The organism is Aureimonas sp. SA4125 (assembly GCF_019973775.1).
GTDB lineage: Bacteria > Pseudomonadota > Alphaproteobacteria > Rhizobiales > Rhizobiaceae > Plantimonas.
On sequence record NZ_AP025032.1, the window covers coordinates 4,492,712 to 4,517,409 of the forward strand.

The following is a 24,698-nucleotide window of genomic DNA, read 5'->3' on the forward strand; positions in this document are numbered from 1 at the left end:
GGGCGGGCCTTCGGCCTCGGTCCCTGCCAGCGCACGGGATCGCCGCAACGTCGGCAGTGAGGCCTTCGTTGGCGCCGATGCCGAAAGGCCGTGGCAACCACGCTGGCAGCCGGACGCCCGACAGGGCCGGCTGCGCCTTGCGCAGGGGCTTTCCGGTCTTTACATGGGAACCGATCTCATGAAGGTTTTTCCATGCTGGCTGTCCTGCAAGTCGTTCTCCTCATCCTCGATATGCTGTGGTGGCTGATCATCCTGTCGGCGATCCTGTCATGGCTCTACGCCTTCAACATCATCAATCCCGGCAATCAGTTCGTCGACCAGGTCGGCCGATTCTTCTACCGCGCGACAGAGCCGCTCTACCGGCCGATCCGCCGTGTCCTGCCCGATCTCGGCGGCATCGACCTGTCGCCGCTCGTCGTGCTGCTCGGCATCTTCTTCCTGCAGCAGCTCATCGTCCTCTATATCGCTCCGGCGGTGATCCGGGCCGGGATCTGAGCGAGCCCGGCTTCGCCGAGCTTTCCGAGAACGGCCTCTGCCTGCGTGTGCGTCTGACGCCAAAATCCTCCGCCGACCGCATCGACGGCGCGGGAACTGCGCCAGACGGGCGCCCGGTGCTGCTTGTCCGCGTGCGCGCCTTGCCGGAAAACGGCGCCGCCAACGCCGCGCTGCTGGCGGTTCTGGCCAAGGCGCTGAAGCTGCCGAAGTCGACCCTGATCCTCGACAGCGGCGGCAAGGGCCGCGTCAAGAGCGTGCGCGCCGCCGGCGACCATGCCGGCCTGCGCCAGGCGCTGGATCGCTTGTCCGTCTCTCTCGGTTCTGCGGTCGACTAGCCCCGTCTGGGCGCAGGACAGCGAGGGCCAGCCCGGCTGCGCCGTCGCCTCTGTCGACGCTCTCGCCAGCACGGACGCCAATGCCCCTTGCCCGCGACACCGCCGACGCCTCCGTGCAGCGCTTTCGCTACGGCATGCAAAGGCCCTTCGAGGCCGGCCGCACAGGGTAGCGGCCGAGCCCGGCCAGCGGCACCGAGGAAGGCCGCCGGCGTTTTCGGGGTCCGTTTGCCCGGCTTACAGATCAGCCATGGCGCCCCTGATCAGGCCTTGCCGGCCTTGTAGGCGGCTTCCCGGTCGATCGCCTCGGTGATCAGGCGCTTGGCCATGGCGGAGTCGCCCCAGTCGCCGATCTTCACCCACTTGCCGGGTTCGAGATCCTTGTAGTGCTCGAAGAAGTGCGCGATCTGCTCGAGCGTGATGGCCGGCAGGTCGCTGTATTCGGTGATGTTCTCGTAGCGGCGCGTGAGCTTGGGCGACGGCACGGCGAGGATCTTCTCGTCCTGGCCGCTATTGTCTTCCATCACCAGGACGCCGATCGGCCGGCAGTTGATGACGCAGCCGGGAAACAAGGGCCGTGTGTTGCAGACGAGGACGTCGATCGGGTCGCCATCGTCGGACAGGGTGTGCGGAACGAAGCCGTAATTGCCGGGATAGGTCATCGGCGTATAGAGGAAGCGGTCGACGAACAGAGCGCCGGCTTCCTTGTCCATCTCGTACTTGATCGGATGGCCGCCAACCGGGCATTCGATGATGACGTTGATGTCTTCGGGCGGGTTCTTGCCGCGGGGGATCGCGTCGATGCGCATGGCGTGCCTCTTTTGTGAAATTTCCTCGCGTCCTTAGCGGGACGGCAGACGCGAGGCAACTCGCGACGCCGCCGCCGACCGCCGTGGCCGGCAGGGTCGCCCCCCTTTGGCAAGGCGAAGTCGCCTCGCTGCGCCGGGCTCCAGCCCTGCGGTCCCGCAGCGCCCGGCGTCCGGCCGACGGCTTCTGTCGCGAACGGGCACGATATGCCAGCCTGCCCCGGCTATCCTGATGCGTATCGTCCATCACGGATCGGACCTTCCGGAGACGTCTTGCGCATGATCAGCATCTTCGAGCTCTTCAAGATCGGCATCGGACCCTCGTCCTCGCACACCGTCGGGCCGATGAAGGCGGCGCTCGCCTTTGCCCGGGGTGCCGCCGCTCTCGCTGATCCCGATTGCCGCCTGCAGGTCGTCCTCTACGGCTCGCTCGCCTGGACGGGAAAGGGCCACGGAACGGACAAGGCGGTGATCCTCGGCCTTGCCGGGATGAGCCCCGATACCATCGACCCGGACGAAGCGGATGCGATGCTCGCGGTCCTCTCCGACAAGCGTCGCCTGCCCTTCGCGGGACTGGCTCCGCTTGCCTTCGACGAGACGACCGACATCGTCTTCGACGGCGTCGCCGCGACGCCCCAGCATCCGAACACGCTCGCCTTCTCGCTCGTCTCCGGCGACGGCGCGGTGATCGTCGAAGAGCGCTGGTGCTCTGTCGGCGGGGGTTTCATCGTCCGCGAGGAGGAGGTCGGAAGCGTCTCCGGCGAGCAGCGCGACGTCCCCTACCCTTTCCGCAGCGGCCGGGCGCTCCTTGCCTTCGGTGAGGCGAGCGGGCTGTCGATCGCGGACATGGTGTTTGCCAATGAATGCGCCCTGAAGCCCGCGGCGGACGTCGAGGCGCATGTCACCCGCGTCCACGGCGCGATGATGGAATGCGTCGATCGGGGGCTCCGGCAGAAGGGCGAGCTGCCAGGCGGCCTGTTCGTCCGCCGAAGAGCCGCCGCCTTGCGCGAGAAGCTCGAGGCCGAGCGGGCCAGCAACGACCGGCCGCCGCACGAGATCATGGACTGGGTCAGCCTCTACGCCATCGCGGTGAACGAGGAGAATGCGGCGGGCGGGCGCGTCGTCACCGCCCCGACGAACGGCGCCGCCGGCGTCGTGCCCGCGGTGCTGCGCTACTACCGCGAGCATTGCCATGGCGCGAGCTTGGCTGGCGCCCGCGATTTTCTTCTGACGGCGACCGCCATCGGCGGGCTGTTCAAGATGAACGCCTCGATCTCCGGCGCCGAAGTCGGCTGCCAGGGCGAGGTCGGCGTCGCCTGCTCGATGGCCGCGGCGGGCCTTGCCGCAGCGCTCGGCGGCACCCTCCCGCAGATCGAGAACGCCGCCGAGATCGGCATGGAACACCATCTCGGCCTCACTTGCGATCCGATCGGCGGGCTCGTCCAGATCCCCTGCATCGAGCGCAACGCCTTCGGCGCGGTCAGCGCCATCCAGGCGGCCTCGCTCGCCTTGCGCGGCGACGGGATGCATTTCGTCTCCCTCGACAAGGTGATCCACACCATGCGCGAGACCGGCCGCGACATGCAGTCGAAATACAAGGAAACCTCGCTCGGCGGCCTCGCGGTGAATTTTCCGGAATGCTAAGCCGTGGCAGCAGAGGGAGATTGCCATGCTGTCGCACGTCCATGTCGGGATCGCGGACCTTCCGGAGGCCTTTGCCTTCTACGCCAGCGTCTTGACGGAACTGGGCCTCGCGCTGAAATTCCGCGACGATGCCGCGGGCTGGGCCGCCTGGCACCGGCCCGGCGCGGCGCGGCCGCTGTTCCTGATCGGGCGCCCCTTCGACGGCGAACCGGCGATGCCCGGCAACGGCCAGATGATCGCAATCCTCGCGCCCTCGCGCGGCGCCGTCGACCGCGCCTTCGCCGCGGCCATCGCTGCTGGCGGCACGTCCGAGGGCCTGCCGGGCCTTCGCCCGCACTACCATGCGCATTATTACGGCGCCTATTTCCGAGATCGCGACGGCAACAAGCTCTGCGTCTGCTGCCACGACGACCCCGCGGCCGCGCCGAGGGACTGAGCGGGCGGACGCGCCGTGCAGCACCCCGTCGCCATGAGCGCCCGACGGGACTTGCGCGCCGTTTTCGGGCGCGGCAATCAGGACAGCCCGGGTGCGCCCGAAACGAAGGCCTCGCCATGACGAACAACCGCGTGAATCGCTGGCATGTCCTTGCCGCCCTGGTGCTCCTGGCAGCCACCGCGGCGACGCTGCTCGCCATGGGCCGCAGCCCGATCTGCACCTGCGGCACGGTCAAGCTCTGGCATGGCGTGGTTCAGAGCTCGGAAAATTCGCAGCACCTCTCCGACTGGTACTCGCCCTCGCACCTGATCCACGGCTTCCTGTTCTTCGGCGCCTTGTACCTGGCCGCGCGGCGCTGGCCGCTTGGGCTGAGGCTGCTGGTGGCGATGGCCATCGAGGCCGGCTGGGAGATTGCGGAAAACACCAATATGGTGATCGAGCGCTACCGCGCCGCCACGATCTCGCTCGACTATTTCGGCGACAGCGTCGTCAACTCGGTGAGCGACATGCTGTTCATGATATTGGGATTTTTCCTGGCGAGCCGACTGCCCGTCTGGGCGACGATCACCATCGCCATCGGCTTCGAGATCGCCACCGCGGTCATCATCCGGGACAATCTGGTGCTGAACGTGATCATGCTGATCTCACCGCTGCAGGCGATCAAGGACTGGCAGGCGGGGATCTGAGCGGGCTGGGCCGCAGGAGGTCAGCCCCTCGGGCCGATCATTTCCAGGTAAACGCGACCTTGTGAAGCGTCACCGTCTCGAACCGCTCGGCCCCTTCCGCCACATCCGCTCCGCCGACCGAAGAGTAGAACCGCATGGCGTTGTCGTTGTCCGCCAGCGCCCAGACGACGACCCCGCGCATGCCGCGATCCCGCAGGAGCGCCCGCGCCTCGTCGAACAGCCGCCGGCCGAAACCAAGCCCCTGGAATTTCGGCTGGAGATAGATCTCGTAGATCTCGCCCTCGGCCGAGAGCGCCTTGGTGCGATTCCGCCCGAGAGTGGCATAGCCGGCGATCTCGCCGCCGAACTCGACGACCAAAATGGCGGCGCGGTTGTCGATCGCCCGCCGCCACCAGTCAGGTCCGCGACGCTCGACCATCTTGCCCAAAGTCTTGAAGGGGATGATGCCGCTGTAGGCACCACGCCACGACGCCTCATGGACCTGCGCAAGCTGTGCTGCGTCGCGGCCCTCGGCAAATCGTACTTCGGCGGCAATCGTCTTCATCGAGCGTTAACCATAAACCCGAGATTTCGATCCCTGGTTTCCTTGCTGAGCATTTAATTAATGATCACTAGACAGTGATGCGGACGAATTGAGCGGAAGAGCTTGAATCCGTCAACCTTCTGGTCAGCATCTCCTCGTCTTTGCACTTCTATTTCCGGCCGAGGATGCCCTCCGCCAGCGCCCGCTGGATGCCCGAGAGGTTGGAACCGCGCGAGATCTCGCGCGTCAGCGGCGCCGACTGCGAGGAGATCCAGATCCGCAGTTCCGCATCGGTCTCGAAAGTGCCGGCGGTCTCGACCGAGAACATCGTCACCGAGCGGTAGGGAATCGAGTGGATCTCGCGCTTGCGTCCGGTCAGGCCCTGCTTGTCGACGAGGATCAGCCGGTGGCTGGTGAAGATGATGAGATCGCGCACGACGGCGAAGGCAAGATCGATCTCCTCGTTCGGCAGCAGCATCGGCTCGAGGTCGCGGCGAACCGCCTCGACATCGACGTCGCTGGCAAGGCCCAGCAATCCCGATAGTAGTCCCATGGCTCCAAACTCCCTGGCCGATGGCGTTCGGCCGACGATGCCGCGACCGGCCATGCTGGCTGGCATGCCATTGCGGACAGAACGCGGCAGGCGCTATCACCTCCCTGACCGAATGGAAAACGCGCGGGAACGAGAAGACATGCGGCGATGAGCACCCTGTCCGGTTTTGGTCCCGACTTTCCCTTCGACTACGAGGCCTGGCTCACTCACGCGGCCGGCCTCGGCGCCCTCCCGCCCGAAAGCCTTGGCCGCGAGGTCGCGGTGATCGGTGCCGGCATGGCCGGGCTCGTCGCCGCCTTCGAGCTGATGAAGTTCGGGCTGAAGCCGGTGGTCTATGAATCCGGCCGGCTCGGCGGGCGCCTGCGCTCGCAAGCTTTCGAAGGCAGCGACGGCATCATCGCCGAGCTCGGCGCCATGCGCTTTCCCCGCTCGGCCAGTGCCTTCTTCCACTATGTCGAGGCGCTCGGACTGGAAACCCGGCCCTTCCCGAACCCGCTTACCGAGGCCGCCGGATCGACCGTCATCGACCTCGAGGGCGAGACGCATTACGCCGAGAGCCTCGCCGACCTGCCGCCGCTCTATGCCGAGGTCGCAGCCGCCTACGATACGGCCCTTGAGGACGGCTTCGGCTTCGCGGCCCTGTCGGCCGCCCTCACGGCGCGCGACGCCAAGGCCGTGAAGCGCCTGTGGGATCCGCTCGTTTCGCTCTGGGACGAGCGCACCTTCTACGATTTCGTCACGACGTCGGCGCCCTTCCAGGGCCTCAGCTTCCGCCACCGCGAAGTGTTCGGCCAGGTCGGCTTCGGCACCGGCGGCTGGGATTCCGACTTCCCGAACTCCATGCTGGAAATCCTTCGGGTCAACGCCCTGGGTTATGACAGCGACCAGCATCTCGTCGTCGGTGGCGCCGAGAAGGTGCCGCAGGGCCTCTGGCGGCATGCGCCGGCAAGCCTTGCCCACTGGCCGGCCGGCACCAGCCTCGCCAGCCTCAACGACGGCGCGACGCGCCCCGGCGTGGCCGCGATCAACCGCCTTCCCGGCGGCCAGATCGAAATCGTCGATCGCTGGGGCCGCAAGTGCGCCTATGACGCCGTCGTCGCGACCTGCCAGAGCTGGCTTTTGACGACCACGATCAAGACCGAGGAGAGCCTGTTCAGCCAGAAACTCTGGATGGCCCTCGACCGCACCCGCTACATGCAGTCGTCGAAGACCTTCGTCATGGTCGACCGGCCGTTCTGGAAGGACAAGGATCCGCTCACCGGGCACGACGCGATGTCGATGACGCTGACCGACCGCCTCACCCGCGGCACCTATCTCTTCGACAACGGGCCGGGGCAGCCGGGCGTCATCTGCCTCACCTATTCCTGGATGTCGGACGCCTTGAAGATGCTGCCCTTTCCCGCCGAGCGCCGGGTCGAGCTCGCTTTGTCGGCGCTGGCGAAGATCTATCCGACGGTCGACATTTCGGCCCACATCCTCGGCGACCCGATCACGGTGAGCTGGGAATCCGACCCCAATTTCCTCGGCGCCTTCAAGGGCGCCCTGCCCGGCCACTACCGATACAACGAGAGGATGTTCGGCCATTTCATGCAGAAGGACCTGCCGCCGGTCGAGCGCGGCCTGTTCATCGCCGGCGACGACGTCTCCTTCACCCCCGCCTGGGTCGAGGGCGCGGTGCAGACGGCACTGAACGCCGCCTGGGGGGTCATGCGGCAGTTCGGCGGGGAGAGCCACGCCGAAAATCCGGGCCCGGGCGACCGATGGGAAGAGTTGAAGCCACTGCGCCTCGGCGACTGAAGCGGCCGCTGGCCGCTTAGTTGCCGGCGCCGATGGTGAAGATCTTGACGAGATCCCAGGGATATTCGCCCATCCTGCTTTCGATGTCGTCGACCTTCCAGCCGCCCTTCTCCTTGACCAGGGTGTAGAACAGCTCCTGCTCGGTATCGAAATTGTCGAATCGGACGGTGACGCCGGCGGTATCGCCCTGGATTTTCGGCGCGCCGATCTGCAGCTTGCTGATGGCATAGTCCTGCCCGGCGATGACCGGATCGAAGTCCAGCGAGCCGATCTCGCCCACCGGCGTCTTCGCCGCATCCTCTGCGTAAAGACCGTTCAGCCTGTCGGAAAAGAAGGGTGTCAGGTCGGAAGTGTCGCCGTCCGCGATATAGGGTGCGTAAAGAGCCGTCAGCAGCGCCTTGGGGCTGTCGAAGGTCGCGGCGAGACCGGGCGTAACGGCCGCGATGGCAAGGATCAGGGCGGGGATCAGGGCGGCGATGAGGGCGGGCAGGCGCATGGAACTTTCCTCGTGACGCAGGGGCAGGTTCTGATATCAGAGCCGCCGGGCGCCGAACAGCGGAAACCGGGCTTCGCAGCACGCGCCGCCAGCCGCGCGCGTCCCCTCTTCGGCCTTGCCGCCGACGGCAATCTCCCATCGGTGCCGAAGCCGGGTGAACCGGCCGGCGGAGCCGAGGCGGGGCCGGCGAGAACCGCCATCAGACACTGTGCTTCACCGGACGACCAGAACCGGAACGGTGGCCTGCGTCAGCACCTTGGTCGCCTGGCTGCCGATCACCATGCGCTCGAGGCCACGGCGGCCGTGCGAGGTCACGACGATCAGGCCGCAGCCGCGCAATTTTGCTGCCTCGAGAATGGCGGCGGCAGGCGCGGTGTTGTCCACATAGAGCGTCTCGCAGGCGACGCCGACGGTCGCGGCGACCGTCTCGGCCGCGGCCAGAGTCTTGTCGGCGAGGACCTTGCAGTCGGCGGCATAGCGGGAGACCACCTCGGGATCCTGGAAGAAGCTGAGCTTGGAGACGAGATCGAAGGTCGGGAAGGGTTCGGAGACCGTCAGCACCGTCACTTTGGCGCCGCAGAGATGCGCGAGCGCCAGACCCTGCTCGACACCCTTCTGCGAGAGTACGGATCCGTCGGTCGCGATCAGAATGTTCTTGTACATGGGTCCCCCTCGGTGGCTGCCGCCGCTCTATCCCATAGAACGGGCCATGAAAAAAGGCGGGACACCGGGTCCCGCCTTCTCATTGACCGTCGATGCCGAAGGAGGCGATCAGGCCGCCTTGCTGGACTTCGAATGGCGCTTGCGCTCGTTCGGATCGAGATAGAGCTTGCGCAGCCGGATCGTCTTCGGCGTCACTTCGACGAGTTCGTCGTCCTGAATCCACGAAAGCGCGCGGTCGAGGGTCATGCGGATCGGCGGCGTCAGCTTGATCGCCTCGTCCTTGCCGGAAGCGCGCATGTTCGTCAGCTTCTTGCCCTTCAGGACGTTCACCTCGAGATCGTTCTCGCGGGTGTGAATGCCGATGATCATGCCCTCGTAGACCTTGGTGCCGGACTCGATCACCATCGGGCCGCGGTCTTCCAGGTGGAACATCGCGAAGGCGACGCTTTCACCCGAGTCGTTCGAGATCAGGACGCCCGTGTTGCGGCCGGCCAGCTCGCCCTTGTAGGGCGCGTAGGAATGGAACAGGCGGTTCATGATCGCCGTGCCGCGCGTGTCGGTCATGAGTTCCGACTGATAGCCGATGAGGCCGCGGGTCGGGGCATGGAAGACGAGGCGCTGGCGACCGCCGCCGGAGGGGCGAAGCTCGACCATCTCGGCCTTTCGCTCGCTCATCTTCTGCACGACGATGCCGGCATGCTCCTCGTCGACGTCGACCACGACCTCCTCGATCGGCTCCAGCTTCTCGCCGTTCTCGCCGGTCTGCATGATGACGCGCGGACGCGAGATGCCGATCTCGAAGCCTTCGCGGCGCATCGTCTCGATGAGGACGGCCAGCTGCAGTTCGCCGCGGCCGGAGACGTAGAAGGAATCCTTGTCCTCGGCCTCTTCGATCTTCAGCGCGACGTTGCCTTCGGCCTCCTTGAGCAGGCGATCGCGGATGACGCGGCTCGTGACCTTGTCGCCCTCGGTGCCGGCGAGCGGTGAGTTGTTGACGATGAAGGACATCGTCACGGTCGGCGGATCGATCGGCTGAGCGACCAGCGGCTCGGTGACCTGCGGGTCGCAGAAGGTGTCGGCGACGGTGCCCTTGGAAAGGCCCGCAATGGCGACGATGTCGCCGGCTTCAGCATAATCGACCGGAACCCGGTCGAGGCCGCGGAAGGACAGGATCTTGGTGATCCGGCCGGTCTCCAGCAGCGTGCCGTCGCCATGAAGAACCTTGACCGGCTGGTTCGGCTTGATCGAGCCGGACTGGATGCGGCCGGTGATGATGCGGCCGAGGAAGGGGTTGGCCTCGAGGATGGTGCCGATCATCTTGAACGGCTCGTCCTTGCCGCCCGTGTCCGGCTCCGGCACATGCTTGACGATGAGGTCGAACAGCGGCTCGAGGCCCTTGTCCTGCGGGCCTTCCGGCGCCTCGGCCATCCAGCCGCCACGACCCGAGCCGTAGAGGACGGGGAAGTCGAGCTGCTCTTCGGTGGCGTCGAGCGCGACGAAGAGGTCGAAGATCTCGTTCAGAACTTCCTGGTGACGCTCGTCGTGGCGGTCGATCTTGTTGATCGCGACGATCGGCTTCAACCCGACCTTGAGCGCCTTGCCGAGCACGAACTTGGTCTGCGGCATCGGGCCTTCCGACGCGTCGACGAGGATGACCGCGCCGTCCACCATGTTGAGAATGCGCTCGACCTCGCCGCCGAAGTCGGCATGGCCCGGGGTGTCGACGATGTTGATGCGGACATCCTTCCACTCGACCGAGGTCGCCTTGGCCAGGATCGTGATGCCACGCTCCTTTTCGAGGTCGTTGGAGTCCATCGCGCGCTCTTCCTGGCGCTGGTTTTCGCGGAACGAGCCCGACTGCGAGAGGAGCTTGTCGACGAGCGTGGTCTTGCCATGATCGACGTGCGCGATGATCGCGATGTTGCGGAGCTTCATTCTATACCACCGGAAAAGATTGGGATCGGCACGCCCGGCGCTCCCCGACAAAGGGGCACCCTCGTGCCTGCATGAGCGGTGCCTTACAGGAATTTTCGCATTTGCGAAAGGTCTAGCAGGCGGCGCCCGGTCTGAGATGGTGACGATGGGGCGGGATAGCGAGGGCGCGCCGTAATCTCGCCTTGCGCCCGGTGCCGCCTTGCCGAGCCTCCTTGCATCCGCGTTGCGGTGGGCGCGAGCGGCCCTCGCGCCCCTGCCCCACCCGCTGACCCGGATGCGCGGCGAATGCCGTTCCGCCGCGCCGATGGCGCCTCAGGCAGCAAATCCCCGCTTGCGCAGCAGCGCCTCGGTGGTCGGCATGCGGCCACGGAAGGCGGTGTACAGGACGGCCGGATCCTGCGAATCGCCGGCCGAGTAGACATGGCGCCGAAGTTTCTCCGCCGTCGCCTTGTCGAAGGCGTCGCCGGTCTCCGTGAAGGCCTCGAAGGCGTCGGCATCCAGCACTTCCGACCACATGTAGGAGTAGTAGCCGGCCGAATAGCCGTCGCCGGAGAAGATGTGGGCGAAGTGCGGCGCGCGGTGCCGCATGACGATCTCGCGCGGCATGCCGAGCCCGGCGAGGATCTCGGCCTCGCGGGCGAGCGGATCGGCCGGCGCGGTGCCGCTTTCGTGAAGAGCGAGGTCGACCAGCGCCGAGGCCGTGTACTCGACGGTGCGGAAGCCCTCGTCGAGATTTTCGGCGGCCCGCATCTTGTCGATCAGCGCCTGCGGCAGCGGCTCGCCGGTCTCGACATGCAGCGCGTGGCGCTCGAGCACCTCGGGCACGGTCAGCCAGTGCTCGTAGAGCTGCGAGGGCAGTTCGACGAAGTCGCGCGCCACCGAGGTCCCCGACAGGCTCGGCCAGGTGACGTCCGACAGGAGCCCGTGCAACGCATGGCCGAATTCGTGGAAGAGCGTCTTGGCATCGTCGACGGAGAGCAGTGCCGGCTCGCCGTCCGCGGGCTTGGCGAAGTTCATGACGTTGTAGATGATCGGCGTCTGGCCGCCATCCAGCTTGTGCTGGCCGCGAAGCGCGCTCATCCAGGCGCCGGAACGCTTGGATTCGCGAGCGAAATAGTCGCCGAGGAAGTGGCCGATCTCGGCCCCGTCGGCATTGCGCACGCGCCAGACCCGGACATCCCGGTGCCAGGTGGGCGCCTCGGAAAGGCGCTCGAAGGAAAGGCCGAACAGCCGCGACGACACGTCGAAGGCCGCCTCGATCATTCTGTCCAGCTGGAAATACGGCTTCAGCGCGCTTTCGTCGAAGTCGAATTCCGCTTGCCGGCGCTTCTCGGCATAGAAGCGCCAGTCCCATGGCTCCAGCGGCGCATTGCCACCATCTCCGGCGGAAAGGGCCTGCAGGGCCGCTGCATCGCCGAGCGCGCGGTCCCGCGCCTTGCCCCAAACTTCTTCCAGAAGGCTCCGCACCGAGGAGGGCGTCTTCGCCATGGCGTCGTCGAGCTTGTAGGCGGCAAAGGACGGAAAGCCGAGGAGCGCCGCCTTTTCGGCGCGCAAGGACAGGATCTCGGCGATCAGGCCGCGATTGTCCGTCGGGCCGGCATTCTCGCCGCGCGCAATCCAGGCCTTGAAGGCCGCCTCGCGCAGGTCACGGCGCTCCGAGAAGGCGAGAAACGGTACGACGATCGAGCGCGACAGCGTCAATGCATGGCCGCTCAGTCCGCGCTCGCGCGCCGCCTCGGCCATGGCCGAGCGCACGAAACCCGGCAGGCCGCCGAGATCCTCGTCGCCGAGGGGCAGAACGAAGTTTCGCTCGTCAGCGAGAATGTTCTGCGAGAACGCGGTGCCGAGTTCGGACAGGCGCGCATCGATTTCGGCCAGGCGCAGCCGCGCCTCGCCCTCCAGCCGCGCACCGCCCCGCACGAAATCCTGGTGGACGCGTTCGAGAAGCCGCAGGTCTTCCGGCGAAAGCTCCTCCGACACGGCGATCGCGGCGCGGCGCTGGAAGACGTCGTCGATTCGCGCGAACAGGGCGGCATCGAGCATGATGGCCGAGGAATGACGCGAGAGTATCGGCGACAGGCGGCGTTCCAGCGCCTGCAGCGCGGCATCGGTATGGGCGCCGGCAAGGGTAAAGAAGAGAGACGCGGCCTTTGACAGAAGGCGACCGGCCCGCTCCATGGCGGCGATAGTATTGGCAAAGGTCGCAGGCTCCGCATTCCCGGCAACCGCGGCGATCTCGGCCCGGTGTGCCGCCATTGCGGCGGTGAAGCTGGCGTCGAAAACCTCGGGGTTCAGCTTCTCGAAATCGGGCCAATCGCCGACCGAAGTTGTTGAATGCCAAAGGGAATGAGACAACACAATAGCGTGATTCGACACCGGGCGCTCCTATTTTCGCAAGTCAACGAGTTACTTATAGAATATGAATAACGACAGCGGCCGTAACCGCTCCTTATGATTACGGGCCGTGTTGAACGAACTCCTGCCCGACGGATCGGTGCCACCGAATACTTTGTCGATCGGTCGCAAATATCAAAAAGAAGAAGGACCATGACACAGATCATGCCCGAAAATTCCCTCGGCTTCCTCCTCAACGATCTTTCGCGCCTGTTTCGGCAGGCCTTCGAAAAATCGATGGGCGATGCCGGACTCGTTCTAACCCCCGGTGAGATTCGGGCTCTGGCCCATGTCGCCCGGCATGGTGGGGCACGGCAAGCCGTTCTCGCGGAAAGAATGGGTGTGGAGCCGATGACGCTGTCCGCCTATCTCGACCGCCTGGAAACCCGCGGCTTGATCATCAGGACGACCGATCCGACCGACCGGCGCGCCAAGGTGATCCACCTCACGGACAGAGCCGACGATGTGATCGACCAGGTCCGCCCCCTGGCCGCGCAGATCTACGCGCAGATCACCGACGGCATCGACGCCGGCGAACTCCGGACGATGGAAAGCGCTCTTTTGCGAATCCGGGACAATCTTGCTCAAACCGTCCCCTTCGTCAGCTTTCCGAACGACCTGCTGCCGATGGGGCGGTCCGCCCGCGCCTGATTCTCGGCTCGGTGCTGTCGGCTGGTACGGCCGATACAGTGGCGTCCAGTGGGACGGGAAGCCGGCTTGTGCCGCGTCATCCAGACCGATGTGTTGATGAGCGCGACGGGGCGGTTTGCTTGCGCGGTGCTCGCGGCTATAGATTCGCGCACGATGCGTCCCCGCGACAGCAATGACGGGGCGCCATAGGGTGGAAATGCACGCTCAGCCGATCGCCAGTCGATGCGGCGGAAGCGTCGACGGCGGAGTGATCAGGACCCGATGAGCCTGGAGAGCGACATCGCGGTGCTGCGGGACGTTCCGCTTTTTGCCGACCTCACCGACGACCAGTTGCGGCTTCTGGCATTCGGCGCCGATCACCGGCGCCTGCGCCAGGGCGAGGTGGTCTTTCGGGAGGCTTCGCGGGCCGACGCCGGCTATGTCGTCGCCAGCGGCGAGGTCATGCTGCAGAACAGCCGGGGCGGCCGCGAGCGGACCATCGGCCGCTTCGGCCCGGGCACGCTGATCGGCGAACTCGCTCTGATCACCGAAACCCGCCGACCGGCCGATGCCGTCGCCGCCACCGACTGCGACCTCATCCACGTCACCCGCGCGCTGTTCCACCGCATGCTGGAGGAATATCCCGAGATCGCCCTTTCCCTTCATGAGAAGATCGCCGACCAGCTCGGCCGGTTGACCGCCGAGATCCTTTCACTGGAAGAGCGTTTCCAGTAGCGGTCCGGCCACGGATCAGAGGTCGAGCGTCACCATCACGGGGACATGGTCGGACGGCCGCTCCCAGCCGCGCGCCTCCTTCAGGACGGTGAGGCCCCGCAGCGCCGAGACGAGATCGGTCGAGCCCCAGATATGGTCGAGCCGGCGGCCGCGGTCGGCCAGCGTCCAGTCCTTGGCGCGGTAGCTCCACCAGGTGAAGAGCTTCTCCTCGATGGGAATCTGCGCCCGCACGAGATCGGCCCAGCCGCCGTCGACCATCGCCCTGAGGAGGCCGTCTGTCTCCACCGGCGTGTGCGAAACGATCTTCAGAAGCTGCTTGTGCGACCAGACATCGGTCTCGAACGGCGCGATGTTCAGATCGCCGAGGAGAAGCGAGGAGACGCCGGGCTCGGCCGAGGCGCTCGTGCGCCGCATCTCCTCGATGAAGTCGAGCTTGTGGCCGAATTTCGGGTTGACCGTCCGATCAGGCTCGTCGCCGCCGGCCGGAACGTAGAAATTGTGGATGCGCAGATGCCGCTCCCCGAACCTCAGCCGCACCGACAGATGCCGCGCGTCGCCGACGGCGCAGAAATCCTGCCGCATGACGTCCTCCAGCGGATGCAGCGAGACCGTCGCGACGCCGTGATAGCCCTTCTGACCATGCATCGCGATGTGCTCGTAGCCGAGGGCCTGCAGGGCCGTCAGCGGAAACTGCTCCTCCTGGCACTTGATCTCCTGCAGGCAGAGGACGTCCGGCCGGTGTTCCCGCAGGAAATGCTCGACCAGCGGCAGGCGCAGGCGGACGGAATTGATGTTCCAGGTGGCGATGGAGAACATGTCGGACTTTCGGCGGCGAACGGGCCGCCCTTATGCGAGGCGGTGCGTCGGCCTGCAAGCCTTGGCTCGGCCCTTGGCCGCGGTGCCATCCGGCCCATATCGGCATGCATGGCACCAAGCCGTGACGACCGAGGGGGACCTGCATGTTCGACCGCTGCACCTGGCTGAACGAGCCCGTCCGTTGGTCGCTCGGCGAAAATCGTCTCGACGTCGTCACCGACGCCCGCACCGACTTCTGGCAGGAGACGCATTACGGCTTCAGCCGGGACAGCGGCCATTTCTTTGGCGCCCGCACGCAGGGCGACTTCACGGCGGAAGTCAGGGTCAGAGCGTCCTACGAGACGCTTTACGACCAGGCCGGAATGATGGTGCGCGTCGACGCTGCCAACTGGGTGAAGGTCGGGATCGAACATTCCGACGGTCGCCCGATGCTGGGCAGCGTCCTGACGCAGGGCCGGTCCGACTGGGCGACGGGGCCCTATGACGGCAATGCCGCGGATTTCCGCCTGCGGATCACCGTCCGGGAGGGCGTCCTCAGGCTTCAGGCCTCGAGCGACGGAGCGCTCTGGCCGCTGATGCGGCTTGCGCCCTTCATCCGCGCCGACTCCTATATGGTCGGACCGATGTGCTGCACGCCCGAGCGGGCGGGTCTGTCCGTCGCCTTCAGCGATTTCTCTATCGGGCCGCCCTCGACGAAAACCCTGCACGACCTGTCGTAGCAGGACTGCCTCTTGGCAGGGGCAAGGCAAAGCTCGCCGCCGATAGCCCGCCCTGCCCGGCAATATTGGCGCGCCGGCGCTACTTGCCGGTCTGGCCGGCGGCGATCGCGGTATAGGGAATCTTGAACATCGACTGGTCGAAGGCGACGCCCGAGCGGATGTTGTAGACCATCACGCTCGTGTCCTTGCCCTGGTTGTCGCGGATCGTCCACTGGCGCAGGTCAAAACTCGTCGGGTCGAACATCATGGTGATGCGGCTGTCGCCGAACACCGACTTGTCACCCATGACGATGGTCGTCAGGTCGGGCTCCTCCTTGACGCTCTCGATATTGGCCGAGGAGAGGTCGATGGTCTGGCCAAGCAGGAGCTTCAGCGGCGTCTTCGACAGGGGATAGAGATCCCAGGTGTTGAGCTTGCGGTTGTTGATGGCCACCTGCTCGCCATCGGCGATGACGCGCAGCGGCGCGCCGGAATAGTCGAAGCGGATCTTGCCCGGCCGCTCGATGTAGAATTTGCCTTCGGTCTGCTTGCCGTTCGGGTCGAACTGCATGAAGTCGCCGGTCATCGACTTGACCCCGGAAAAGTGATCGGCGACCGCCTGCGCGGCCGCGCTCGCCTGGGCATGCGCCGCCGGCATCGCGGCAGGCAGCATCAGGCCGAGACCGAGAAGCGCGGTCGCCAGGCGGCGGGTGGTGCGGGTCTTGTGGCGAAGCATCATCGTCCTCTTTCGTCGTTGCCCGTCCCGGCCGCCTTTCGGCGGCCCGTGTCGAAACACCATCCTCGAACGGGCTGTCGGCCAAATGGATGCCACGGGCTCAAGGCTTCAATAGGGCGCAGGCGCCGGCTACATCCGCTCTTCTTCCGTCGGCACGAGGATTTCGCGCTTGCCGGCATGGTTCGCAGGCCCGACGATCCCCTCGCGTTCCATCCTCTCGATGATCGAGGCGGCCCGGTTGTAGCCGATCGACAGGCGCCGCTGCACGTAGGAGGTCGAGGCCTTGCCGTCGCGCAGGACGATCGCCACCGCCTGGTCGTAGAGGTCGGCCTCGCCGTCCGGATCGCCGCCGGTATCGCCACCCTTGCCGCCCGTCTCGCCGCCCAACTCGTCATCTTCTTCGAGGATCGCGTCGAGATAGTCGGGCGTGCCCTGCGCCTTCAAATGCGCCACGATATGCTCGACCTCGGCATCGTCGACGAAGGGACCGTGGACGCGCTGGATGCGCCCGCCGCCGGCCATGAACAGCATGTCGCCCATGCCGAGCAGCTGTTCGGCGCCCTGTTCCTGCAGGATGGTGCGGCTGTCGATCTTCGACGTCACCTGGAAGGAGATGCGGGTCGGAAAATTCGCCTTGATGGTGCCGGTGATGACGTCGACCGAGGGGCGCTGCGTCGCCATGATGACATGGATGCCGGCGGCGCGGGCCATCTGGGCGAGGCGCTGGACCGTGCCTTCGATGTCCTTGCCCGCGACCATCATCAGGTCGGCCATCTCGTCGATGATGACGACGATGTAGGGCAGCGGCTGGAGGTCGAACTCCTCCGACTCGAAGATCGGCTCGCCGGTCTCGCGGTCGAATCCCGTCTGCACGGTGCGCGAGATCGTCTCGCCCTTTTCGATGGCGGCGGCGACGCGGGCGTTGAAACCGTCGATGTTGCGCACGCCGACCTTCGACATCTTGCGATAGCGGTCCTCCATCTCGCGCACCGTCCATTTCAGCGCGACGACGGCCTTCTTCGGATCGGTGACGACGGGGGAAAGAAGATGCGGAATGCCGTCATAGACGGAAAGTTCGAGCATCTTCGGGTCGATCATGATCATCCGGCACTCGGCCGGCGACAGCCGGTAGAGCAGCGACAGGATCATGGTGTTGATCGACACCGACTTGCCCGAGCCGGTGGTGCCGGCGACGAGAAGATGCGGCATCTTGGCGAGATCGGCGATGACCGCCTCGCCGCCGATCGTCTTGCCGAGCGCCAGCGCCAGCTTCGCCTTGTTGTGCTGGAAGGATTCCGACGCGATCATCTCGCGGAAGTAGACCGTCTCGCGTTTCTGGTTCGGCAGCTCGATGCCGATGGCGTTCTTGCCGGGAATGACGGCGACGCGGGCCGAGATGGCGCTCATCGAGCGGGCGATGTCGTCGGCAAGACCGATGACGCGGCTCGACTTGATGCCGGGCGCCGGCTCCAATTCGTAAAGCGTCACCACCGGACCGGGCCGCACCTCGATGATCTCGCCGCGCACGCCGAAGTCGTCGAGAACGCCCTCCAGAAGCCGGGCGTTCTCCTGCAGGATCTCGGGCGACAGCATGGTGTCGCGGCTACGCGGCCGCGGCGGCGCGAGCAGGTCGATCGGCGGCAATTCGAAGGGGAGCGGCACGGCGTTGCGGGCGAGCATCGCCTCGCCGCCGCGCTGCGTGCGGCCGCGCGCCGGAATGGTGGCAGCGGGCGCGACACGCACCGGTGCGGCGGCAAGCGCCGAGGTGCGGGCCGGAAGGGGTGCCGGCTCGGCACGGACGGCCTCCCGAGCCGCAGGCGCCACTGCCTCGCTCTTCCCGCGCCGCTTGCCGGGGAACGCGACGATATTGGCGGCAAGGCCCCGCCAGCCCGAGGTCTCCTCGACCGGGGGGCGGTCCGTGACGGGCTCGGCCGGCCCGACAATGGCGTCGTCGAGGTCGAGGCCGTCGACGTTCTGATCGTCTTCCAGGCCCTCGGCGCGGTAAGCGTCGTCTTCGTCCTCCACCTCGAAGGCATCGTCGTCGACAGCCGTCGCGCGCGGCGCGGCAACCGGCGTATCGAACTGGAAAGGCTCTGGCTTGTCGCTGCGGGGTTCGCCGTTCTCCTCGTCATCGAGCGGATCGATGTAGCCGCCGCTCTGCGCGGGCGCCGTGACGCGGATCTGGCGGGGATGGGTCTCACGGGGCGGCGGCGGCGGCGTGAACTCGGTATCCTCCTGCGGATTGTCGTGCCAGGTGTCGAAGCGGTCGGCGAACTCCGCCGGCTCGTTGCGCTTGGCCTGCAGATCGGTACGGCGCCGGTCGAAGGCGGCCTTGGCCGAATAGGCGGTGTGCGCGAGGGCGCCGAAGAGAAGGGCGAGCTTGCCTTCACCCTCGTCCTCGTCCTCCTCGGCGGCGGACCGGGCGGCCTGACCGGTCGCGGCGGCGCGCGCCGCAATCTGCGTGCGGCGGTCGGCGGCCACCATGGGATCGGCCGAGGGACGATCGATGAGCGCCGCGCCGTTTAGAAAGAGCCAGCCGGCCGGCACCGCGATCATCGCCGCCAAGACCATGGCGAGAACGCCATCGGGATAGGCGCCGGTGGCGAGCGCCGGAAACTTGAGGACCAGGTCGCCGGCGACGCCGCCGAGACCGATCGGCAGCGGCCAGCCGGCCGGCGCCGTCAGGCAGCCGAGCGCCGCAGACGCCAGCACCACGCCGGCCAGCGCCAGCCAGGCACGGCGCCAGATCCGGTCGATCGGCTTGCCCAGGGCGACGATGATGCCCCAGATGACGGGCAGGACCGCCAGAAGCACGGCGCCGAGGCCGAACACCTGCATGACGATGTCGGCCACCACCGCGCCGGCCGGGCCAGCGAGATTGGCGACCTCGTTGTGGTTGGACTGGCTGAAGGACGGGTCGGTCACCGTCCACGTCGCCATCGACACCGCGAGGAAGGCTGCAAGCCCGAGCAGCCCGAAACCGACGGCGATCTCGCCCTGGCGGCGCAGGAAGCCGGTCGGTTCGGGACGATGCGCCCCGTCGGTCCGCGCCGCTGTCCGTGGTCCCGTTGTCGTAGACGCCATCATCAATTCGCCCATTCCACTGCATCGGTCGACCCCGGTGAATCACCGAAGCCTGCTGGTGGACAGAGTAAGTCGTTCTGGTTAAAGCCTCTTTAACCCTAAGCTCGGGTTGACACGCCGCCACCGCCGCGCCGCCGCGGCACCGGCACGCTCGATCCGGCATGCGACCACTTGTCCCGGTCGAGCGATGGGTTAATTCTAGCCGAAACGAACTCGGGGAGGACGGCAGACATGCATATCCGACACGAAGCCACGGAAACCGGCGGACGCTTCCTCGTCAGCGACGTTCCCGGCGCCGAACTGATCTATCTCCATCCGCGTCCTCGGACGATCGTCATCGACCACACCTTCGTGCCGGAAACCCGGCGCGGCGAGGGCACGGGCGAGACGCTCGTGGCGGCGGCGGTCGACTATGCCCGGCGCATGGGATTGCAGGTCGACCCGCGCTGCCCCTTCGCCCAGCGCAAATTCGCTCGCCACGCCGACTGGCAGAGCCTGCTGGCGAAGTAGCGCCCGCCCGCCGGCATCGCCGGTCACGGCATCCGGCCGACAGACTTGCGCGCGACAGACTTGCGGCCGGCAGACTTGCGGCCGGCAGACATGAAAAAGGGCGAGCCTTGCGGCCCGCCCTTTTTGCCGAGGTGAAGGGGGCGCCATCGCCCCCTTGCCGGTTCAGGAGGCGTGATAGGCCGCCTCGCCGTGATAGGTGATGTCGAGACCCTCGCGCTCGGCTTCGACAGTCGGGCGCAGACCGATCACGAGATCGACGATCTTGTAGAGAATGAGCGAACCGATGCCGCTCCACACGAGGGTGATGAGCACGGCAATGATCTGCGAGTAGACCTGGCCGCCCATGGTGACGCCGTCGACATAGCCGACGCCGCCGAGCGAGGAGCTCGCCAGGAAGCCGGTGCCGATGGCGCCGATGATGCCGCCGATGCCGTGGATGCCGAAGACGTCGAGCGCATCGTCATAGCCGAACTTCGGCTTGATGACGGCGACGAAGAAGTAGCAGACGACAGAGGCGATCGCACCGAGGAAGATCGCCGCGACCGGCCCGATCAGGCCGGCGGCGGGCGTCACCGCGACCAGTCCGGCGACCATGCCGGACGCAGCGCCCAGCATCGAGGCCTTGCCCCGACCAAAGCTTTCCGCGATGGCCCAGGCGACGATCGCGCCGGCGGTTGCCGTGAACGTGTTGATCATGGCAAGCGCGGTGCCGCCATTGGCCTCGAGGTTGGAACCGGCATTGAAGCCGAACCAGCCAACCCAGAGAATGGAGGCGCCGACCATGGTCAGCGTCATCGAGTGCGGCGCCATCATGTCGCGGCCGAGGCCGGTGCGCTTGCCGATCATGATGCAGCCGACAAGTCCGGCGATGCCGGCATTGATATGCACGACCGTGCCACCGGCAAAGTCGAGCGCGGCGATACCGCCGGCATGGGCGCCGGTGAAGATGAGCCCTGCGGCATCCCACACCATGTGCGCGACCGGGAAGTAGATGAAGGTCGCCCAGAGGATCGAGAACAGGATCACCGCGGAGAACTTCACCCGTTCGGCAAACGCACCGATGATGAGCGCCGGCGTGATGGCGGCGAACGTCATCTGGAAGCAGATGAAGACATATTCCGGAATGACCTCGGAGGAGAACGTCGCCGAGACCGAATCCGTCGTGACACCGGCGAGGAACAGCTTGCCGAGGCCGCCCCAATACGGGCTGGTGGATCCGCCGAAGGCCATGGAATATCCGTAGACGACCCAGACGATCATCATCACGGCGGTGATCATGGTGACCTGCATCAGCACCGACAGCATGTTCTTGGCGCGCACGAGACCGCCGTAGAACAAGGCAAGGCCCGGCACCGTCATGAACAGGACGAGGATCGAGGAGATCAGCATCCAGGTCGTGTTCCCGGGATTGGGAACGGCAGGAGCTGCCGGCGCCACAGCGGCAGCCGCATCGACCGCCGGGGCGGCGGCGTCCTGGGCGAAGGCCGCGGTTGCGGCGAGGCCGGCGAGAACCGCGGTCGAGAGGAGGGTTTTGGCAAATCGCATGTGAATTCGGTCCTTTCTCAGAGCGCGTTCGCGTCGACTTCGCCGGTGCGGATGCGCACGGCGGAATCGATGCCGAAGACGAAGATCTTTCCGTCGCCGATCTGGCCGGTCTTGGCGGCGACCGTGATCGCCTCGACGGCGCGGTCGACCATGTCGGTCGCCACGGCGACCTCGACCTTCAGCTTGGGCAGGAAGCTCACGGCATATTCGGTGCCGCGATAGATCTCGGTATGACCCTTCTGGCGGCCGTAGCCCTTCACTTCCGTCACGGTGAGCCCCTGGATCCCGACGGCGGTCAGGGCTTCACGCACCTCGTCGAGCTTGAACGGCTTGATGATGGCCATCACGATTTTCATGTGCACCTCGAATCTTGAGCGGCGGCCGGGCGATCGGGCGCCGCTGTGCCGAGCCATCTGCCCTCCGGACTGCATGCCCGAGAAGGTGACTGCTCCTCACTATCCAAGCCGCGTGCCAAGTGAGCCGCTTGTCGCGATTTCGCCGCATTTTCGATGCCGCGACGCACAATCGCCCGATCATGCGTCAGCTCGGGGCGCACAATCTCCGATCAAATGCCGCATCACGAGGCATGTGACTAATTTTCCGGCATAATCTTCCTTGGACGGATCAGCCCTTCCTGAGCCACGGAGGCGACAAGGTTTCCGCTCAGCGAAAACAGCGAACCGCGCGTCAACCCGCGGCCGCCGGAGGAACTCGGGCTGTCCTGGGCGTAGAGCAGCCAGTCCGAGACCTTGGCAGGTCGATGGAACCACATGGAATGATCGAGGCTCGCGGCCTGGATGCCGGCGTCGAAGACCGAGCGGCCATGGGCGAAGAGGGCGGTATCGAGCAGCGTCATGTCGGAGAGATAGGCCAGGACGGCGGCATTCAGGGCCGGATCGTCGCCGATGTCGGACAAGGCACGGACCCAGATCTGCTGCACCGGGTCGAGCTTGTCGTTGGTCAGATAGTGATCGAAGGACACCGGCCGGAACTCGATCGGCCGGGGGCGGCGCCAGTAGCGCTGCACCGGCTCCGGCGCCTTGTCGAGCAGCAGGGCGGAGAGTGCCGCCCCGTGCGGCAGAGTGTCCGGATGCGGCACGTCCGGCATCGGCGCCTGGTGCGCCAGCCCCTCCTCGTGTCGCTGGAACGACGCCGAGAGCGAGAAGATCGCCGCGCCGTGCTGGATTGCGACGACGCGCCGCGTGGTGAAGGAGCCGCCGTCGCGGATGCGGTCGACATCGTAGACGATCGGCACCTTCGGATCGCCCGGCCTGAGGAAATAGCCGTGCAGCGAATGCACCATGCGTTCGGGATCGACGGTGCGCTGGGCGGCGACCAGCGCCTGGGCGATCACCTGCCCGCCGAACACACGCTGCCAGCTCTGATCGGGCGAAACGCCACGAAAGAGATTCTCTTCGATCCGCTCGAGATCGAGGATCTTCAAAAGCTTCGCGACGCCCTCGTCCATGGTCGTTCCCTTCTCTTTGCCGCCGATCGCGGTCCTTCGGCTATGCACCAGCTTGCCGAGGGGGCGTCAATGTGTCCGGCGCGCCTCGAGGGTCGCCGGTTCGAACGTTCTCCGGTTGTCGCCGCCGCCTTATGTCCCTAGATCAGACGACGCCTTGGAAAGGGCACGGGCCGCGCAATGGCCGAGGAGAGCTTGCATGTCCGATGTCGACACGACCTTCCCCGCCCGGATGCCCGCGGAGTTCCAGATACCCAAACGGGCCGACATCGTCGTCGCCGGTGCCGGCTATGTCGGGCTTGCAACGGCCGTCGCCATTGCCGATGCCGCGCCGAGCCTCAAGATCGTCCTCGTCGATGCCGCGCCCGAAGGCGCCTGGAAGAGGGACGGCCGCGCCTCGGCGATCGCCGCCGCCGCGATCCGCATGCTGACGCAGCTCGGACTCTGGGCGGACCTTCTGCCCGAGGCGCAGCCGATCACCGAGATGATCGTCACCGATTCCAAGACCGCGGACGTCGTGCGGCCGGTCTTCCTCACCTTCGGCGGCGAGGCCCAGCCGGGCGAACCCTTCGCCCACATGGTGCCGAACGTCGCCCTCAACGGGGCGCTGCGGGCCCGCGCCGCCGCGCTCGGCGTCGAGATCCGCGCCGCCTCGACCGTCACCGGCATCGAGGAAGGCCCGGCCTCGATCACCGTGCGTCTGGCGGGTGGCACCGGCATCGAGGCAAAGCTGCTCGTGGCCTGCGACGGCGTGAAGTCGGCGATCCGGGCCATGGCCGGCATTGCCACCATCCATAAGGACTACGGCCAGTCCGGCATCGTCTGCACCGTGGCGCACGAGCGCCCGCATGGCGGCCGGGCGGAAGAGCATTTCCTGCCCTCCGGCCCCTTCGCCATCCTGCCCCTGAAGGGCAACCGTTCCTCGCTCGTCTGGACCGAGCCGACGCGCGAGGCCGACCGCCTCGTCGCCGGCGACGACATGATGTTCGAGCTCGAACTCGAACAGCGTTTCGGCCACAAGCTCGGCCGCCTCTCCGTCGAGGGCGGCAAGCGCGCCTTCCCGCTCGGCCTCACCATCGCCCGCGCCTTCGTCAAGCCGCGTATCGCGCTCGCCGGCGACGCCGCGCACGGCATTCACCCGATCGCCGGCCAGGGTCTCAATCTCGGCTTCAAGGACGCTGCCGCGCTCGCGGAAGTCGTCGTCGACGCGGCGCGCCTCGGGCTCGATATCGGCGCGCTCGACGTGCTCGAGACCTATCAGCGCTGGCGTCGCTTCGACACGGTGCAGATGGGCGTCACAACCGACGTGCTGAATCGCCTGTTCTCCAACGACAACCCGCTTCTGCGCGCGGCCCGCTCCTTCGGCCTGTCGCTGGTCGACCGCGCTCCGCCCCTGAAGGATTTCTTCATCGGCCAGGCCGCCGGCCTCACCCGCGGACCGTCGCCGCGGCTGCTGCAGGGCGAGCCGATCTGACGCGGTTCCCGGTCGGTCTGCCGCCTTTGCCGCGGTGGCAGCGCGGGACCGGCAGCGCGGCCGGATCCGCCCCGACGTCCGCCGTCGCGCGCCGGCCGTCCACCGTGGCAAATTCTTCCCCTTACCGCCCGAGATAGAGAATTCCCGCCGCCGCGTGCCGGCGAAAAGCGCTCTATTTAGAACAATCTCAAACTCGGCGTTTTCGCGCCGGGCGAAAAGGCCTATGCAGCGGCATCGACGGCAGC

General features: G+C 66.5%; 24 protein-coding genes. 11 read left to right on the forward strand and 13 right to left on the reverse strand.

Annotated features, from left to right (window positions below; all coding sequences use genetic code 11):
* Window positions 1-192: 192 nt before the first annotated feature.
* Together Sa4125_RS21235 and Sa4125_RS21240 are read left to right on the forward strand one after the other, a co-directional pair.
* Complete coding sequence (locus Sa4125_RS21235) at window positions 193-495, forward strand: YggT family protein (protein WP_224001405.1); 303 nt, start codon at window positions 193-195, stop codon at window positions 493-495.
* A gap of 47 nt (window positions 496-542) precedes the next feature.
* A complete protein-coding gene (locus Sa4125_RS21240) occupies window positions 543-830 on the forward strand; it encodes a DUF167 family protein (protein ID WP_224001406.1) in 288 nt (95 codons plus the stop codon).
* Between the two features lie 260 nt (window positions 831-1,090).
* Here the strand turns inward: Sa4125_RS21240 and ppa are convergent, their stop codons facing one another.
* On the reverse strand, window positions 1,091-1,636 hold the full coding sequence (ppa, locus tag Sa4125_RS21245; protein WP_224001408.1) for an inorganic diphosphatase: 546 nt from the start codon (window positions 1,634-1,636) through the stop codon (window positions 1,091-1,093).
* 276 nt (window positions 1,637-1,912) lie between these two features.
* Here ppa and Sa4125_RS21250 point away from each other — a divergent pair, with 276 nt between their 5' ends.
* From Sa4125_RS21250 to Sa4125_RS21260, 3 genes are all read left to right on the forward strand, one after another.
* Window positions 1,913-3,277, forward strand: coding sequence for an L-serine ammonia-lyase (locus Sa4125_RS21250; protein WP_224001410.1), 1,365 nt, complete (start codon window positions 1,913-1,915; stop codon window positions 3,275-3,277).
* Between the two features lie 25 nt (window positions 3,278-3,302).
* Window positions 3,303-3,713 carry a VOC family protein gene (locus Sa4125_RS21255; protein WP_224001412.1) on the forward strand — a complete coding sequence of 137 codons (411 nt, stop codon included), beginning with the start codon at window positions 3,303-3,305 and terminating at the stop codon, window positions 3,711-3,713.
* Window positions 3,714-3,829: 116 nt separating this feature from the next.
* Entirely contained in the window at window positions 3,830-4,399 is a 570-nt protein-coding gene (locus tag Sa4125_RS21260; RefSeq protein ID WP_224001414.1) for a DUF2585 domain-containing protein, read from the forward strand.
* Window positions 4,400-4,436: 37 nt separating this feature from the next.
* Here Sa4125_RS21260 and Sa4125_RS21265 read toward each other — a convergent pair whose 3' ends face one another.
* Both Sa4125_RS21265 and Sa4125_RS21270 read right to left on the reverse strand, forming a co-directional pair.
* The gene (locus tag Sa4125_RS21265) at window positions 4,437-4,943 is read right to left on the reverse strand and encodes a GNAT family N-acetyltransferase (RefSeq protein ID WP_224001416.1); all 507 of its coding nucleotides are present in this window, start codon (window positions 4,941-4,943) and stop codon (window positions 4,437-4,439) included.
* 148 nt (window positions 4,944-5,091) lie between these two features.
* Window positions 5,092-5,475 (reverse strand): PH domain-containing protein, encoded by a 384-nt coding sequence (locus Sa4125_RS21270; RefSeq protein WP_224001418.1) that lies wholly within the window; start codon window positions 5,473-5,475, stop codon window positions 5,092-5,094.
* Between the two features lie 147 nt (window positions 5,476-5,622).
* On the opposite strand from Sa4125_RS21270, the gene Sa4125_RS21275 reads away from it, so the two are divergent.
* A complete protein-coding gene (locus Sa4125_RS21275; protein WP_224001420.1) occupies window positions 5,623-7,272 on the forward strand; it encodes an NAD(P)/FAD-dependent oxidoreductase in 1,650 nt (549 codons plus the stop codon).
* Window positions 7,273-7,288: 16 nt separating this feature from the next.
* Here the strand turns inward: Sa4125_RS21275 and Sa4125_RS21280 are convergent, their stop codons facing one another.
* From Sa4125_RS21280 to Sa4125_RS21295, 4 genes are all read right to left on the reverse strand, one after another.
* On the reverse strand, window positions 7,289-7,768 hold the full coding sequence (locus tag Sa4125_RS21280; protein WP_224001422.1) for a DUF3828 domain-containing protein: 480 nt from the start codon (window positions 7,766-7,768) through the stop codon (window positions 7,289-7,291).
* 213 nt (window positions 7,769-7,981) lie between these two features.
* Window positions 7,982-8,431 (reverse strand): universal stress protein, encoded by a 450-nt coding sequence (locus tag Sa4125_RS21285; RefSeq protein WP_224001424.1) that lies wholly within the window; start codon window positions 8,429-8,431, stop codon window positions 7,982-7,984.
* Between the two features lie 108 nt (window positions 8,432-8,539).
* On the reverse strand, window positions 8,540-10,366 hold the full coding sequence (typA, locus tag Sa4125_RS21290; RefSeq protein WP_224001426.1) for a translational GTPase TypA: 1,827 nt from the start codon (window positions 10,364-10,366) through the stop codon (window positions 8,540-8,542).
* A 312-nt stretch (window positions 10,367-10,678) separates the two neighbouring features.
* Window positions 10,679-12,727, reverse strand: a complete 2,049-nt coding sequence (locus Sa4125_RS21295; RefSeq protein WP_224008117.1) for a M3 family metallopeptidase — start codon at window positions 12,725-12,727, stop codon at window positions 10,679-10,681.
* Between the two features lie 186 nt (window positions 12,728-12,913).
* On the opposite strand from Sa4125_RS21295, the gene Sa4125_RS21300 reads away from it, so the two are divergent.
* Both Sa4125_RS21300 and Sa4125_RS21305 read left to right on the forward strand, forming a co-directional pair.
* The gene (locus Sa4125_RS21300) at window positions 12,914-13,411 is read left to right on the forward strand and encodes a MarR family transcriptional regulator (protein WP_224001428.1); all 498 of its coding nucleotides are present in this window, start codon (window positions 12,914-12,916) and stop codon (window positions 13,409-13,411) included.
* A 261-nt stretch (window positions 13,412-13,672) separates the two neighbouring features.
* Window positions 13,673-14,125: a cyclic nucleotide-binding domain-containing protein gene (locus Sa4125_RS21305; RefSeq protein WP_224001430.1), complete on the forward strand. Its 453-nt coding sequence runs from the start codon at window positions 13,673-13,675 to the stop codon at window positions 14,123-14,125.
* Between the two features lie 15 nt (window positions 14,126-14,140).
* On the opposite strand, the gene Sa4125_RS21310 is transcribed toward Sa4125_RS21305, so the two are convergent.
* Complete coding sequence (locus Sa4125_RS21310; protein ID WP_224001433.1) at window positions 14,141-14,941, reverse strand: exodeoxyribonuclease III; 801 nt, start codon at window positions 14,939-14,941, stop codon at window positions 14,141-14,143.
* Between the two features lie 143 nt (window positions 14,942-15,084).
* Between Sa4125_RS21310 and Sa4125_RS21315 the strand changes: the two genes are divergently transcribed.
* Complete coding sequence (locus Sa4125_RS21315) at window positions 15,085-15,660, forward strand: DUF1349 domain-containing protein (protein WP_224001435.1); 576 nt, start codon at window positions 15,085-15,087, stop codon at window positions 15,658-15,660.
* A gap of 79 nt (window positions 15,661-15,739) precedes the next feature.
* Here Sa4125_RS21315 and Sa4125_RS21320 read toward each other — a convergent pair whose 3' ends face one another.
* On the reverse strand, window positions 15,740-16,375 hold the full coding sequence (locus Sa4125_RS21320; protein WP_224001437.1) for an outer membrane lipoprotein carrier protein LolA: 636 nt from the start codon (window positions 16,373-16,375) through the stop codon (window positions 15,740-15,742).
* A 129-nt stretch (window positions 16,376-16,504) separates the two neighbouring features.
* Window positions 16,505-19,459, reverse strand: a complete 2,955-nt coding sequence (locus Sa4125_RS21325; protein ID WP_224001439.1) for a DNA translocase FtsK — start codon at window positions 19,457-19,459, stop codon at window positions 16,505-16,507.
* Between the two features lie 231 nt (window positions 19,460-19,690).
* Here Sa4125_RS21325 and Sa4125_RS21330 point away from each other — a divergent pair, with 231 nt between their 5' ends.
* Complete coding sequence (locus Sa4125_RS21330; protein ID WP_224001441.1) at window positions 19,691-19,969, forward strand: GNAT family N-acetyltransferase; 279 nt, start codon at window positions 19,691-19,693, stop codon at window positions 19,967-19,969.
* Between the two features lie 162 nt (window positions 19,970-20,131).
* Here Sa4125_RS21330 and Sa4125_RS21335 read toward each other — a convergent pair whose 3' ends face one another.
* From Sa4125_RS21335 to tesB, 3 genes are all read right to left on the reverse strand, one after another.
* Window positions 20,132-21,514 (reverse strand): ammonium transporter, encoded by a 1,383-nt coding sequence (locus Sa4125_RS21335; protein ID WP_224001449.1) that lies wholly within the window; start codon window positions 21,512-21,514, stop codon window positions 20,132-20,134.
* Between the two features lie 17 nt (window positions 21,515-21,531).
* Window positions 21,532-21,870, reverse strand: a complete 339-nt coding sequence (locus Sa4125_RS21340; protein WP_224001451.1) for a P-II family nitrogen regulator — start codon at window positions 21,868-21,870, stop codon at window positions 21,532-21,534.
* A 236-nt stretch (window positions 21,871-22,106) separates the two neighbouring features.
* On the reverse strand, window positions 22,107-22,982 hold the full coding sequence (gene tesB / locus Sa4125_RS21345; protein ID WP_224001453.1) for an acyl-CoA thioesterase II: 876 nt from the start codon (window positions 22,980-22,982) through the stop codon (window positions 22,107-22,109).
* A gap of 229 nt (window positions 22,983-23,211) precedes the next feature.
* Between tesB and Sa4125_RS21350 the strand changes: the two genes are divergently transcribed.
* Window positions 23,212-24,453 carry a ubiquinone biosynthesis hydroxylase gene (locus Sa4125_RS21350; protein ID WP_224008120.1) on the forward strand — a complete coding sequence of 414 codons (1,242 nt, stop codon included), beginning with the start codon at window positions 23,212-23,214 and terminating at the stop codon, window positions 24,451-24,453.
* The last annotated feature ends 245 nt before the right edge of the window (window positions 24,454-24,698 follow it).